At 50.8% G+C, this 14017-nt stretch carries 12 protein-coding genes; 6 read left to right on the top strand and 6 right to left on the bottom strand.

Translation table 11 applies throughout. From position 1 onward, the window contains the following. The first annotated feature begins 145 nt into the window (after window positions 1–145). Entirely contained in the window at window positions 146–862 is a 717-nt protein-coding gene (locus tag SMB34_RS08765; protein ID WP_037989180.1) for a M48 family metallopeptidase, read from the top strand. Between the two features lie 18 nt (window positions 863–880). Further along, window positions 881–1513 carry a LysE family translocator gene (locus SMB34_RS08760; protein ID WP_037989178.1) on the top strand — a complete coding sequence of 211 codons (633 nt, stop codon included), beginning with the start codon at window positions 881–883 and terminating at the stop codon, window positions 1511–1513. Window positions 1514–1521: 8 nt separating this feature from the next. Here the strand turns inward: SMB34_RS08760 and SMB34_RS08755 are convergent, their stop codons facing one another. Continuing rightward, window positions 1522–2427, bottom strand: a complete 906-nt coding sequence (locus tag SMB34_RS08755; protein WP_037989177.1) for a LysR family transcriptional regulator — start codon at window positions 2425–2427, stop codon at window positions 1522–1524. 151 nt (window positions 2428–2578) lie between these two features. Between SMB34_RS08755 and SMB34_RS08750 the strand changes: the two genes are divergently transcribed. From SMB34_RS08750 to argE, 4 genes are read left to right on the top strand one after another with little or no spacing between them, the layout of a single operon-like run. Continuing rightward, the gene (locus tag SMB34_RS08750) at window positions 2579–3568 is read left to right on the top strand and encodes a Bug family tripartite tricarboxylate transporter substrate binding protein (RefSeq protein ID WP_007088307.1); all 990 of its coding nucleotides are present in this window, start codon (window positions 2579–2581) and stop codon (window positions 3566–3568) included. Between the two features lie 37 nt (window positions 3569–3605). Continuing rightward, window positions 3606–4136 (top strand): tripartite tricarboxylate transporter TctB family protein, encoded by a 531-nt coding sequence (locus SMB34_RS08745; RefSeq protein ID WP_037989176.1) that lies wholly within the window; start codon window positions 3606–3608, stop codon window positions 4134–4136. 17 nt (window positions 4137–4153) lie between these two features. Then, on the top strand, window positions 4154–5653 hold the full coding sequence (locus tag SMB34_RS08740; protein ID WP_037989174.1) for a tripartite tricarboxylate transporter permease: 1500 nt from the start codon (window positions 4154–4156) through the stop codon (window positions 5651–5653). A 44-nt stretch (window positions 5654–5697) separates the two neighbouring features. Further along, the gene (gene argE / locus SMB34_RS08735; protein ID WP_230729507.1) at window positions 5698–6861 is read left to right on the top strand and encodes an acetylornithine deacetylase; all 1164 of its coding nucleotides are present in this window, start codon (window positions 5698–5700) and stop codon (window positions 6859–6861) included. Window positions 6862–7136: 275 nt separating this feature from the next. Here the strand turns inward: argE and SMB34_RS08730 are convergent, their stop codons facing one another. The 5 genes from SMB34_RS08730 to SMB34_RS08710 form a co-directional block, all read right to left on the bottom strand. Continuing rightward, window positions 7137–9158 (bottom strand): transglycosylase domain-containing protein, encoded by a 2022-nt coding sequence (locus SMB34_RS08730; RefSeq protein WP_051682197.1) that lies wholly within the window; start codon window positions 9156–9158, stop codon window positions 7137–7139. Window positions 9159–9340: 182 nt separating this feature from the next. After that, on the bottom strand, window positions 9341–11260 hold the full coding sequence (locus tag SMB34_RS08725) for a transglycosylase domain-containing protein (protein ID WP_037989333.1): 1920 nt from the start codon (window positions 11258–11260) through the stop codon (window positions 9341–9343). Window positions 11261–11553: 293 nt separating this feature from the next. Further along, window positions 11554–12378, bottom strand: a complete 825-nt coding sequence (locus SMB34_RS08720) for a methyltransferase, TIGR04325 family (protein ID WP_051682196.1) — start codon at window positions 12376–12378, stop codon at window positions 11554–11556. Further along, window positions 12375–13283, bottom strand: a complete 909-nt coding sequence (locus SMB34_RS08715) for a glycosyltransferase (RefSeq protein WP_007088314.1) — start codon at window positions 13281–13283, stop codon at window positions 12375–12377. Before SMB34_RS08715 ends, SMB34_RS08720 begins: the two co-directional genes overlap by 4 nt. After that, window positions 13280–14017: an FkbM family methyltransferase gene (locus tag SMB34_RS08710; RefSeq protein WP_240478786.1), complete on the bottom strand. Its 738-nt coding sequence runs from the start codon at window positions 14015–14017 to the stop codon at window positions 13280–13282. The genes SMB34_RS08715 and SMB34_RS08710 overlap by 4 nt, the downstream gene beginning before the upstream one ends.

Raw genomic sequence — 14017 nt, 5'->3', positions numbered from 1 at the left:
ACACATACATTGCAAAAGTCCCCTAGACCTTGAGCGCGGAGTATAGGAAAACACTACTGCCGGGCAAGGGGCAAGATGCCCTTCCGGCCAAAAAGGCGCAAAAAGTACGAAAATTCCACCCCGCTTTTGGAAAAATTCACCCTGAATGCTGCGAAATATCGAAGAAACCGAAATCGATCTGCCGCAAATCGGCCCCTTGCCGGTCCGGTTGCGGCCAAGCGCGCGTGCGACGCGACTCAAATTGCGGATCGATCCGGCGTTTGACGGTGTTGAAATCGTCGTTCCGAACGGCATATCGCGCAAAACAGCGATCTCGATGCTGTATCAGCATGGCGACTGGGTCACCGCCCATATGAGCCGCCTGCCCGAACGTGTGCAGTTCGTTCCGGGGGCCTGGGTGCCGTTCATGGGTAATGAACATGCGATCCGCACGGTGCCCGACGCCAAGCGCGGTGTTTGGGCCGAAGCAGGTGTGATCTGGGTTTCGGGACTTCCGGAGCATACCAATCGCCGGGTTTCCGACTGGCTGAAAAAGCAGGCAAAGCTTGAAATCGCGCCCCGTGCGCACGCCTATGCCGAACGGATCGGCAAGAAGGTCAATCGCATTTCGCTGAAAGATACGCGAACGCGCTGGGGCAGTTGTTCATCGAATGGCAATCTGTCCTTTAGCTGGCGACTCGTCCTCGCCCCTGAAGATGTGCTGGATTACGTGGTTGCCCACGAAGTCGCCCATCTTCAGGAACTGAACCATAGTGCGCGTTTCTGGGCTGTCGTCGAAGATCTTTACGGCCCATCAAAGAAACAGCAGCACTGGTTAAAGAAGAACGGTTCAGCCCTGCATCGTTATGGTGCTGGTACTTGATCCCAACGGAGCCCCGATATGCTGATCCCTGTTGAAACCCTGTTGATTTTCATCCCGACGGCGCTGGCGCTGAACATGACGCCGGGTAACGACATGCTGTTTTGTCTGGGGCAAGGGATCAAATCCGGTCCGCGTGCCGGTTTGGCCGCCAGCTTCGGGATTGCGACGGGGGCAATGATCCATACTCTTCTTGCCGGCTTGGGACTGGCTGCCGTGATGGCCGCCCATCCGGTTGCGCTGGAAATTCTGCGATGGGCCGGGATTGGCTATCTGGTATGGCTGGCCATTCAGTCCTTCCGGGATCGCGGGGACGTTCTGAAACCAACGAAAACCGCACCGGCAACCGCGATGAAAGCCTGGGGCGACGGGATCGTCGTCAATCTGCTCAATCCCAAGATCATTGTGTTCGTTCTCGCCTTCATTCCCCAATTCGTCGATCCGGGACGCGGATCGGTGCTGGCGCAGTTTCTGATCCTTGGTGTGATCCTCAATATCGGCGGCACGATCATCAACTGTCTGGTGGGCGGTTTTGCCGGAAAGCTTGGCCAGTTTCTGTCACGCTCGGCCCGGTTGGCACGCGCGTTCCAGATCTTCACCGGTTGCGTATTTCTTGCACTTGCCGCCCGGCTGGCTTTTGACAAACGGGCATAGCACACACATCACAGAACACATCCCGCCTTTCGCAGGTCGGGCAATTCAGCACGCAGGAAGCTTAGAAAACTGCGTTCGACCGCGCTGAGTTCCCCCGATGATCGGAAAAGTGCGACATCCCATTCAATTGCCGGGGTCAGCGGGCGTGCGACAACCTTTTCCTCGTCGACCAGCAAAGTGGCGAACGGATCAATAACAGCGATACCGACATTGCGTTCAACCAGTCGGGAAATGGTTCGGATGGTGCGGGCTTCGACCGCGATCTTGCGCGGCCAGCCTGCGATCTGGAAAATATAATCAATCTTGGTGCGAAGCGGCGATCCGATCGAAAGTTCGACAAAGCTTTCACCGCGCAAAAGATCGATATCAATGGTTTCAAATCCGGCCAGCCGGTGATTGCGCGGCATCAGGCACACCGCGCGACATTGCGCAAGCGGCATGACTTCCATATTGGGATCCTGAAGATCAAGCGTGATGCCAATTCCCAAATCACATTGCCGGGTCGTGACCATATCCAGCATGCCTTCAAGACCGGTATCGGTAATACTGACAGCAACATTGGGGTGGGCACACTTGAACTTTGCAACCACATCAAGAAGATAGGTATCAACATAGATCGGCTGGGCCGCGATCCGGATGCTGCCAAGCTGCTCGTTGGCAATGGCGCGGGCCTGTGTTTCGATTTCACGCAGAGAATTAAGCGACCGCAGAACCGTTGTGTGAAACTGCAATGCCTCGGTCGTTGGCGAAAGCTGGTTTCGTTTGCGGTTGAACAACGCAAACCCGACAGATTTTTCAAAACTGTTTAACAACCGACTGACCATGGGCTGACTGATATTCATGGCCTGTGCCGCCTTGGTGACGGAACCGTAGGTCATAAAGGCGTTGAAGCTTTCAAGTTCTCGCAAATTCATTGGTTGGCCCGCGACTCATTTCAGTATGTAAATTAGTTATACTGAAATTAATTTTTTGCGTCACGAGTTATAGTTTGCGATGGAATGTATACAAAACAAAAAACGACGAGCTCGGGCAATCCTGCCACCACCAAACAGGGAGACATGAAAAATGTTTCGACAGCTCAAAAAGGCCGCGACTTTTGCGGCTGCAGTTCTTGCAACCACAACACTGGTTTCGACCGCACAGGCCGCTGACTATCCAGAAAAAGCCATCACCCTTGTCGTGCCTTATGGCGCAGGTGGCGCATCGGATCTTGCCGGTCGTGCCCTGGCTGAAACCGCGCGCAATTACACCAACGAACAGCCGGTCGTGGTTGTGAACAAAACCGGCAATGGTGGCATGAATGGTGCCCGTTACGTCACCGAACAGAAGCCGGATGGTTACACCCTGCTGCTGTCACGCGTTGGCATGGCGCTTTACCCGGCCGTTTACACCGACAGCCCGGTTGCCTGGGATGATTACACCTTCCTTGGCATTCTTGAATCAACCCCGATGATCCTTGCAGTCAATGCAAACTCGGACATCAAAACCGTTGATGAGCTGCTTGCCAAAATCAAATCAAGCAATGGCGCGACCACCTATGCTGCATCCGGCCCCACCGCGATTGACGGCTTTACGGTTCAGGCCCTTCTCGCCGATGCCGATCTGGATCCGCTGTCTGCTTCCACCCTCGTGCCATACAAAGGCGGCAGCGCCCTTGCCGCAGCTCTTCTTGGCGGTCACGTCGACTTCCTGGCTATTGCGGCCGGTTCGCTGATGCCTCACATCGAAGCTGGCAAAATGCGTGCACTGATGGTTTACGCTCCGAAACGCATGGATGCCCTTCCTGACGTTCCAACTGCCAAGGAACTTGGTTACAATCTTGCCGGACAGGTTGACGGCTGGAGCGCATTGTTCGCCCCGAAAGATCTGCCGGAAGACGTTGTTGCAAAATGGAAAGACATCCTTTCGAACGTTGCAACCAACGACCAGTGGCTTGATCTTGCCAAGAAACGCGGCTCTGTCTCCGTCGTTGGTGACCAGGACCCGGCTGCCTTCGTCAAGAGCCAGTACGAGCTCTATAACGGCATGGCCAAGAAATTCGGTTACATTCAGTAATCCGCACCCCTTAATTTTCTGAATGTGAGACGGAACCATGACTCCCAATCGCGATTTTTATACCGGACTGATCGCAACGGCATTCTTTGCCTTTGTCCTGTTCGTCCTGATCCCGATCTATGTGAAGGTTCCGTCTTTCATTCCCGGATTTGCCCCGCCACCTGATATGTGGCCACGTGTTATTACCGTGGTCGGGCTGGTTATGGGCATCCTTGCCATTCTTTTTGCCATTCCAAAGATGCGGGCAGCCGCGAACGACCGTGTCATGTCAATTGGCGCAACAATGTACCGAAATCGTAAACTGATTGTGCGTTTTGCCGGAGTCCTGATCGGCTTTGCCGCATTCGCCTATGCGATGCCGGAAATCGGTTTTGTCCCCGCGACCATTATGCTTCTGGCCTATCTTTTCCTGATGACCGGCAATTACAGCCGCAAAATCTGGATGATCGGACTGACAATCGTTTTTCCGATCCTGCTTTATCTTGTTTTCACCGAAGTCACCCACACGCCTTTCCCCGAAGGCCATCTGTTTTCGGCATTAGCGGCCGATTTCGTGACCCTGATCTGATTTGAAAGCGCCCCTTCATGTGGAATGAACTGCTTTACGCCTTTGAAGCCGTCGCAACGCTGCCCAACTTCATTGCCATGGCGGCCGGGATCTGGGGTGGTGTGATCATTGGTGCCATACCGGGCATGACCGGTACGATGGCCGTGACCCTTGCCCTGCCATTTACCTTCTATCTGCCGCCGGTAACCAGCATTCTGCTTCTGGTTGCCCTTTACAAAGGGTCGACCTATGGCGGATCGATTTCGGCGATCCTGATCAAAACGCCGGGTACCGCGTCTGCGGCCTGTACCGTTCTTGATGGTTATCCGCTGGCCCAGCAGGGCAAAGGTGGCAAGGCGCTTAATATGGCGCTGGTTTCAAGCTGCATTGGCGACTTTATTTCGAATATCTCGCTGTTCTTCCTGGCGATGCCGCTTGCGATGTTTGCACTTCGGGTCGGACCGCCGGAATATTTCATGCTGATGGCCTTTTCACTGACCATCGTTGCCAGCATTTCAGGTCGGTCACTTGTTCTTGGCATCATTTCCGCCTGTATCGGTTTGCTTCTGGCAACCGTGGGCGAGGATATATATGGCTCGTTCCGCTTTGCCGTAACAGAAGACATGAAATCGGGCCTCGGTGTTGTACCGGTGCTGATCGGCCTGTTTGCCTTGCCGGAACTGATCAAGATGATCGTCTTCCGGCCCGAGGACAACAATGCGGCCATGAAGCTTGGCGATAATCGCCTGACCATGGCCGAATTCCGCGGCAGCGTGAAATCGATCCTGCGGGGCAGTGTTATCGGTGTGATACTCGGCGCCATTCCAGGCATCGGGCCGTCAACTGCCGCTTTCTTTTCCTATAGCGAAGCCCGCCGGACATCGAAAAACGGCGATAAATTCGGCGAAGGCGAACTGGAAGGCGTTGCGGCATCCGAGTCTGCCAACAATGGCTGCTGCGGGGCGACCATGATCCCGCTTCTCGCACTCGGTGTTCCGGGTGACGTCATTACGGGTGTAATGCTGGGCGCATTTATGATCCATGGCCTGACGCCGGGTCCGCTGCTTTTCCAGAACAATATCGGTGAAGTCTATTCGCTGTTTATCGGCATCCTGTTCAGTTCGGTGTTCCTGTTTGTTGCCGGCAAACTGACGGCAGGTGCCTTTGCGAAAATTTCGCGCATTCCCCAGACGCTGCTTTTGCCCTGCATTCTGGTTCTGTGCGTGTTTGGCATCTATTCGATCGGTGCCAGCCCGTTTGATGTCAGCGTCCTTCTGGTCATGGGGATTGTCGGCTTCGTCATGATGATCCTGAACATTCCGGCAGCACCGTTCCTGATTGCCTTCATTCTGGGGCCGATGTTCGAAGACAATATGCGCCGGTCGCTGGCAATTTCGCGCGGCGATCTGGGCGTATTCTTCCATTCGTGGATTTCATGGGCGTTCTTTGCCCTGACCGTCCTGTTCATCGTCCTGACCATTCGCCGTGAATGGCAGAAATGGCGCGAGAAGTACCGCAATACGGCGCAGTCGGCCTAATATTCCGAGAAACGAGAAGCGATAATAAAATGAGCAAACCAAACATGTCCCGCCTGCATAATGCCATTGATCTGCTTGGCAAACTTGTGGCGTTCGACACCACCAGCAAGAACTCGAATCTCGGTCTGATCCATTTTGTCCGTGACTATCTTGCGCAATATGGCATCGAAAGCACACTGTTCCATGACGAAACGGGCGAGAAGGCAAACCTTCTGGCAACCATCGGTCCGAAGGATGTCCCTGGCATCGCGCTTTCGGGGCATACAGACGTGGTTCCTGCCCTTGAAAAAAGCTGGATCAGCCCGGCATTTGAACTGACCGAACGCGACGGCAAACTGTTTGGTCGCGGTTCTGCCGACATGAAAGGTTTTTCGGCCTGTGCGCTGGCAATGGTGCCGGAACTGGTCAAACGCGATCTGGCGATCCCGTTCCATCTTTGCCTGTCCTATGACGAGGAAGTCGGTTGCCTGGGTGTGGGTTCGATGGTCGATCATCTGGCAAACCTTAAAACTCCGCCACGCCTTGCCGTGATTGGCGAACCGACCGAGATGAAAGTCATCAATGGTCAGAAGGGTAAATTTTCGATGCGGGTTGCCGTCACCGGAACAGCCGGGCATTCATCCTTTGCCCCTCGCCATGTCAACGCCATCGAATATGCGGCACGCGCCATTACGATGATTTCCGATCTGGCACGTGAATTTGAAGAAAACGGCCCCTTCGACAATGACTTCACGGTGCCGCATAGCACCATGCTAACCACCACCATTGGCGGCGGAACAGCGACCAATGTCACACCGGATTTCTGCGAATTCACGTTCGAAATTCGCCATCTGCCGGAACACGACGCCAAGGCCGTTCTTGACGGGATCAAAGAGAAAATCCTTGAAACCCTCGATGCGGAAATGAAAGCCAAAGAAGCCGAAACCGGATTTGAATGGGAAGAAATCTTTTCCTATCCCGGAATGGGTGATTGCACGGATGCAGAAGCGTTCGAGCTGGTTCGCAACATCGTCCCGGAAGTTTCGGGCAAGGTTTCTTACGGTTCCGAAGGCGGGATTTTCGAAAAGCAGGGCAACATCCCGTCGATCATCTGCGGTCCTGGCAGTATCAAACAGGCCCATAAGGCCAATGAATTCATCGAAATTTCGCAGATCGAGGAATGTCTGGAATTCCTCGAGAAGCTCAGTGATCAGGCTGTAGCGGCCTGATGCTCTCGCCGATGTACCGCCCTGAACGGTGCATGCGGATGTCCTTGCGATGCAAGGGGAAGATTGCACCCCTGACCCTTGATAACATCGCGATATTCGACAGGTGAGACCTCCCTCGGCTTCGTCGGACTCCCCCGATGAAGCCATGCAAACTGCAAACTTGATGGCCGGTTTTCCGTAACGGATACCGGCCATTTTTTCTTGGCCGAAACGAAAAGGGGCGATGCATCCGCACCGCACCTTAAGTACCTTTGCGGTACTTGTGTCAAAGCCGGTTACTGCTTTTTGTTGCCGGTTGTGAAGCCAGAAGTAAAGTCACGCCAACTGCCGTCTTCGCCCACCTTTTGCGACCGCGCAAGCGCGGCCTTGCCAAGTGAGCGAACCGGCAGGTTCTGATGAGCATGCAGCATGAAATCATGCCAAAGCTTGGCTGGAAGGTCCCCGCCGGACACATCATCCATCGGACTGCCGTTATCATTCCCCATCCAGACCCCTGCAACCAGTTCAGCGGTATAGCCAATGAACCACGCATCACGGGAATCCGATGTTGTGCCCGTCTTGCCCGCAGCAGGACGATCAATGATCGCATTGCGTCCCGTGCCCTTGGCAACGACAGATGAGAGCATATTGTTCATTTCCCCCGCGTGCAGCGGGTTCATCAGACGGACAGGGAATTCGTCATTGCGCTCATATAGAACTTCGCCGCCCTGACCGACAATTTTACGGATCGCATGCGGAAACACCGAAAATCCGCCATTGGCGACGATGGCATAGGCACCGGTCAGCTCAAGCATCGAAACCTCGCTGGTGCCCAGTGCCAGACTGGGTTCCCGCCCAAGTTCGGCAGAAACACCCATATCGTGAGCCTTTTTGATCACATTATCCAACCCGACTTCCATCGCGACCTGAACCGCGATTGAATTATTCGATGTTGCCACCGCATCGCGGATCGACATGGTGCCATGGTGTTTGCGATCAAAGTTTCGCGGTTCCCATCCGTTAACGGATATTGCCATGTCGCGCATCCAGTCGTTCGACCCGATCCCCTTATCCAAGGCTGCCAGATACACAAACAGTTTGAACACGGAACCGGGCTGGCGCCGTGCCTGTGTCACACGGTTATACTGGCTTTCGAAATAGTTACGCCCACCAACCATTGCGCGAACGGCCCCATCCGGGGTCATCGCCAGAAGGGCTGCCTGACCTACATGCTTTTGCTGCGCAACGGGGCTTGCCAAAGCACGTTCAAGATTGAGTTCGGCAATTTCCTGAAGACGGGAATCAAGTGTGGTGTTGATCGTCAGATCCTGATCAACGTAACCGATGTAATCACGGACACGATCCAGCACCCAATCGGTAAAATACCGGACACCGGGTCCGCTTTTTCCCTGTCGAGTGGTACGGACAGTCCGCTGTTTGGCGCGCTCGGCACGCGCGCCAGTAATCACCCCATTTGATGCCATGGCATCGAGAACAATATTGGCACGTTTTGCGGAATCTTCCGGATCAACCAGCGGGTTGTAACGACTTGGCGCCTTTGGCAATCCAGCCAGAACTGCCGCTTCGTAAAGATTAAGGCGCCGAGGGTCGGTTCCGAAATAGTGCCGGGACGCGGCATCAATGCCATACATCCCCGATCCAAAATAAATACGGTTCAGATAAAGCGACAGAATCTGTTGCTTGGAAAATTTGAATTCCAGCCAAAGCGCCAGCAGGACTTCTTCGATCTTACGCCCGAAATTGCGTTCCGGTGACAGGAACAGATTCTTTGCAAGTTGCTGGGTGATCGTGCTGCCGCCCTCGGCAATACGCCCTGACATCAGATTGACCCAGCTGGCACGCAGAATCCCCAGAATATCGATACCAAAGTGATCGTAAAACCGGCGATCTTCGATGGAAACAAACGCCTGTCCGACATGGTCCGGCAGATCTCCGACCTCTACCGGGCTACCATAACGATCACCGTAAGAACCGAGTACCACGCCATCAACGCTGACCACGCGGATGGAAGGCTTACGTTCGCTGGCAACCTCGAAGCTTACCTTTTCAGGCAGTCCGTAACCGTAATAAGCAACCACTCCGCCAGCAATAACCAGCGCCCAAATGCCCACAATAACAATAAAACGTGCAATCGCCTCAGGCCCCGGGATCATGCCGCCGATTTTGCTTAAAATGCCCGACCCGCTTTTCTTGCTGCTTGTGCTGCTGCCGCTGCTAACGCGCTTTTTGTTGCGTTTACGCGGCGTCGTTGCCCCCTTGCGCACGGTCTGCTGTCGTTTGAATGGTCTTTGGGCCACGAAGCACCTTTGATATCAAATAGGGACGCCGGTTTGTGCCCGTGAACGCCCGATCTGTCAACATATCTACCAGATTTGCGGACGACAGGTGCCAAACCGCTCCACTCAGCCGTTTCGACTGAAATTTACAGGTTGTGCCCCAACATCGGCAGAAGACCATTCCCCCTGCTCATTCGATGATTTTACCGCTTTTCGTTCAACAAATCGCTTTTCCACATATCCGTTACGCCATCATTCTCACGGCGTCGTTGTGATGCGGCACGAATCATCGAACGAATTGGTAAACCATCATGTGCATCCAGCATAAATAACCGCCAAAGAGACGCAAGCTCTACATCACCGCGGATTTGTGGAATTCGGCTATTATCGTCATTCCCAGCCCAAACGACTGTAATCAGGTCGGACGTAAAACCAGTATACCATGCATCCGATGCACCGGTTTCGGCTGTACCATATCCCGCAAACGGTCGGTCTAGACGAAGCTGGGGATCCGTGACGCTGGAAAACAGGGTATATGCCCCCTGAATGGCAGCGTCTGTCAAACGTGACGGTGCTGCTTGTTGAACACGTTGGTAAACCACTTCATTTGTGGCCGCAAACATCACCTTGTTCACCAAGCTTAATTGTACCGGTTGACCAGAATTCTGGGGTAAAGCATGGATAGAGGCAATATCGGCGAGTGTCACGGGATCGAGCCCGACAACTGTTCGTATGTCGTTTGACAATGGGCTCTTGATACCGATTTCCCGAGCATAGTTGCGAACATTCAAAAGACCAAACTGATCCGCCAAATTTACCGGAACAGTGTTCACATCACGCACAAATGCTTCGCGTAGAGAAATCTGACCGCGATATTCATGATCAGGATTGACCGGGCGCCACCCTCCTGCCGCCATGCGATTGTCCCTCACCCACTGCGCCGGATCACTATTCTCGTTCAGGGCGTAATAGTAAGGGATAATTTTGATCATTCGACCTGGAAAATGTTTTACATCCCACGCACGGTTGGGATGGAATGGGCTGTATGTTACCCCTCCGACAATCGCGCGAACGCGGCCATCTGGACTTATTGAAATCAATGCCGCCTGATTAACTCCGCTTGGCTTCAATCGCAAATTGGCAACTTCGCGCACAACCTTCTGCGCTTGTCTTTGAACTGACAAATCAATGCTGGTGGTAACTTCGATATCACGACTGGTATAGCCAATACGCTCGGCGACTTCGTTCATGACCATATCGACGACGTAGCTTGATACCACTCCATCCTCGTACTGGACGTCCAGCTTTGGCTTTAACAAAGTGAGGGCTGAAACACGATCAAGCTCGATATACTTGTAACGCCCCATATTCAGGAGAATTTCATTGGCTGCATTCGCGGCATCACTGGGATGGTATAGTGGATCGAACTTGATAGGGTCATTCATCGCTGCAGCCAAAACTGCAGCCTGATGCAATGTTATCCGCTCTGCTGGACTGCCGTACCAGATGCGTGATGCCGCAGTAATCCCAAAAATACCGCGCCCCATATAAGTACGTTCAAGGTAACTGCGCAGTATGGTCTTCTTGTTAAATTTCAGCTCAAGCCATAAAGCGACAAGAAGTTCCTGCAAATGGCGGCCAGCACTGGCTTCCGGAACTTTGAAGAAGCTTCGGGCCACCTTCATTGTTATGGTTGATCCGGGGACGTCATTACTTTTGAAAATCCGGATGAAATCACTAACAGTCACGCCCAGATGGCCGTAGAAATCAGGATCAGACGCAGCGACAAATACGTTTTGTATTCTTTCTGGAATTGTCGTTAGCGAGACATCCTGACTGTATCTTCCCCTTACAATCTCAAGCGTGGCCCCGTCAAAACCCATTACACGAACTTCAGGACTCCTAATCATATTTCGACTGAAATCGAGATTTGATTGGATTAGTAACATCGTCGCCAATGCTGCGGAAAATGTTAAGAACGTAGATAGGACAACGATAAACATACTTCGCCGCCTGCGTCGTATCCTGATGATACGCAGTTCACGTTCTGTAATTTCCTGCATTGCCGCCTGCGCGGCATTTGCACCACCGCGTTGCGGTTCGTCCCGTTCTTCTTCTGCCACGCCCGGTTCCGCTTTTCCCACAGGTTTACTATGCCAATGTACAGTAAACCGATAAGCTATTAAGAAAGTACTTCTCTCAATATGAATTGAGAGGTCCGAAATTGGGGGGATCAATAGAACCAGTTTAAATATATGAGCCTAGATGCTACCTGCACCCCATAGCTTAAATTCTTCAATACTTGGCGCAGGATATCTTAAGATAAGCATGTCAGACGGAAAATGATCACCATCCGCATAAAAAAATAAATAAATCTCACTATTTAAAATAAAACTAAATAGTTTCTGAACATTATTCAAATATTTTTTTTCTTGAAAATGTACCCTTTAAAATTCGACAAAAGATTTCCGAAACCAATAGCACCATCCAGCGCGTCAAAAGACGCTATTTGTTCATAATCATTATCAATATTTTTCTTTATGTCCTGCTCTGAAAAAAGCCGGATTGGATATTCAGATTTATTTATTGATTCTGGCACAATCTGGCTTGAAATAATGGTATTACCATTCGCCAATATTGGTGTCCGGTCAACGACGATATATGGAATCTTAAGAGAAACCATAGATTTTAATAAATCATCCGGGTTACTTAGATACTGTAAAGTACCTGATATCAGCGCTACATCCGGGGTAAAATTTGACCCTAATTCAGCCAAGCTCTGAGCAAACTTAAGTTGGTCATTTTCGAATTCTTCTTTACCGATTTTGACAAAATTTTTCTGCTCAACAACAACCCATTCAATATCTTTTAAGCCTTCAAGAAAATCTCGACACTGGTAATAAGAACTGCCAAGGGCCCCTCCGTAATCCAATACCTTTAAACGGTTGCCATTCTCAACCGCCGCACGAAGCAATGTCGCGATAAGGGGAAAAGGATAGGGTATTGCATCAAAAATGACGCCATCTCTCTCCGACTTAGCGCATCCGTCAACAACCTGCCTAGCAGCCCATCTAACTCTATCAAGTATCTCAGTTGCGTCGTAACCTTTAGTGGCTTCCTGTGCAGCTTCCCAATTTTCAAAATTCCCACGAAATACTATTCCACGATTGAAATAGTACGAGTAAGCTTTAACGAATATTGGAGGCATCCAGTTTCGCAAAATTTTTTTCAAAAAACTCATTTCAATAATCTCTTTATTTTTTTTATAACTCGGCGAAGCACTTTATCTCTTATGTTTTCCCGCTTTAACTTCAAGAGAAAATCACGCCAGGCCTCCCGAGCTTCGTCAGATTCTACAACAGGAATATCCTGTAAATCCGGGCAAGTTTCGGACAGCGACTGATCATAAATATCATTTTCGCCGCAATGTGTTCCAGTGCCATCAAAACCTATATTTTGGGTCATAGATTTTCCGGGATATACAGTCAGCCCCCCCGCCAGAAGAACTGATGCGGACCAACGAATAGCCCAAGAATCATTCTGACCTTCGATTTGCTTTTTCAGCATATCTGTGTAGGGAAAGGCGCCGTCAAAATCGAATTTTCTTTGTAAATTTCTTGCTTTCAATTCTCTAAGCAAACTAGCACCGTCAGCCTGATAGAATTTCCAGCTTCGACCCCAAACAGCCCATCCCCAACAATCCGGAAGAGACAGAAAGAAGCTATTTTCCAAATTTCTGTCTGTTGGAAATACGTAGCATCCAACACTGAAGACTCTCGTATCGTGTTCGTACTTTTTAAGTGCTGCGTTAACCCAGCTCAGAAAATGTCGCGAAACTACTACATCGTCCTCTACGACGGCGACAAAGCCGTACTCGTTACATAATTGACTTACGCCTTCTACAATAGAGGCCGATAACCCCAGGTTATGATCTCGCTCTATTACGGTAACTCTGCGAAAGCCTGAAACCCGTCGGCAGAACGACCGGACTTCTGTTACAGCATCAACATCGTCGGCACTTTTAGCACCATCACAGAAAATAAATAAATCTGTTTCACCCGCAAGAGTATTCTCCTGCAAGCTTTTCACGACCAACCGCAAATGTTGGATGCGACGATAGGCGAATAAGGCTACCGGACAGTTCAATTAGTTAGCACCTTTGATTCTGCAAATTTCTTTTCGATAAAAAGAAAAGAGTTATAAGTCTTAGCGAAAAAAACATACCCCTTTGACACCAAAAATGAATAGACGTCACTGTTTTGAATATATTCCAAACTAAATTCGTGAAGCAGACACTCAACTAAAACACATTTTGGTCGATATTTAACCCAGTCATTAGACATCAAGACCTTGAGATCCAATCCTTCGACATCTATTGACATAAAGTCAATATCGACGCCAAAAGGTAAAGACCTCTCCAGAATCGAATCTATCCTTTCAACATTTACTTCTCGTGTCGTCAGTATTGTGTAAGCGACGGTTTCATCTCTAGACTGAGCCAAATCTGAGTCAAATGTATTAAGCGCAGGATCATTAAATTCATAATATACAAGTTTTCCAGGACAGTCAGAAACACCAACGCATAGATTTATATCCCTTGGTCTTTGCTTCTTAAAAACAGCTTCTGCTGATGGATTTGGTTCTATATTAATGCCCGTCCAACCGGATTGATAAAAATGAAACGTGTTCGAAAATCTTCTGGGATGATGGGCTCCAACATCGACATAAAACCCATTCTTTTGCGCACTAAAAAGTCGAGCTAGGATAGCGTCTTCACCCTCTTGAGAATAAAAAATCCTTGCATTCGGATCAAGTATACGCGCAATAAGATAAAGCCTTTTCCCAAGGAGCCACCTCAAAGAATTCAAAAAAAATCTCAC

The sequence above is a fragment of the Thalassospira permensis NBRC 106175 genome (assembly GCF_000714555.1).
Lineage (GTDB): Bacteria > Pseudomonadota > Alphaproteobacteria > Rhodospirillales > Thalassospiraceae > Thalassospira > Thalassospira xiamenensis.
The sequence above is the reverse complement of the archived record's forward strand: the minus strand, read 5'-3'. Positions and strand labels throughout refer to the sequence as shown.

Coding starts and splice junctions, on each gene's coding strand:
- SMB34_RS08765 (WP_037989180.1), top strand. CDS start 146: ATGCTGCGAAATATCGAAGAAACCGAAATCGATCTGCCGCAAATCGGC.
- SMB34_RS08760 (WP_037989178.1), top strand. CDS start 881: ATGCTGATCCCTGTTGAAACCCTGTTGATTTTCATCCCGACGGCGCTG.
- SMB34_RS08755 (WP_037989177.1), bottom strand. CDS start 2,427: ATGAATTTGCGAGAACTTGAAAGCTTCAACGCCTTTATGACCTACGGT.
- SMB34_RS08750 (WP_007088307.1), top strand. CDS start 2,579: ATGTTTCGACAGCTCAAAAAGGCCGCGACTTTTGCGGCTGCAGTTCTT.
- SMB34_RS08745 (WP_037989176.1), top strand. CDS start 3,606: ATGACTCCCAATCGCGATTTTTATACCGGACTGATCGCAACGGCATTC.
- SMB34_RS08740 (WP_037989174.1), top strand. CDS start 4,154: ATGTGGAATGAACTGCTTTACGCCTTTGAAGCCGTCGCAACGCTGCCC.
- argE (WP_230729507.1), top strand. CDS start 5,698: ATGTCCCGCCTGCATAATGCCATTGATCTGCTTGGCAAACTTGTGGCG.
- SMB34_RS08720 (WP_051682196.1), bottom strand. CDS start 12,378: ATGAGTTTTTTGAAAAAAATTTTGCGAAACTGGATGCCTCCAATATTC.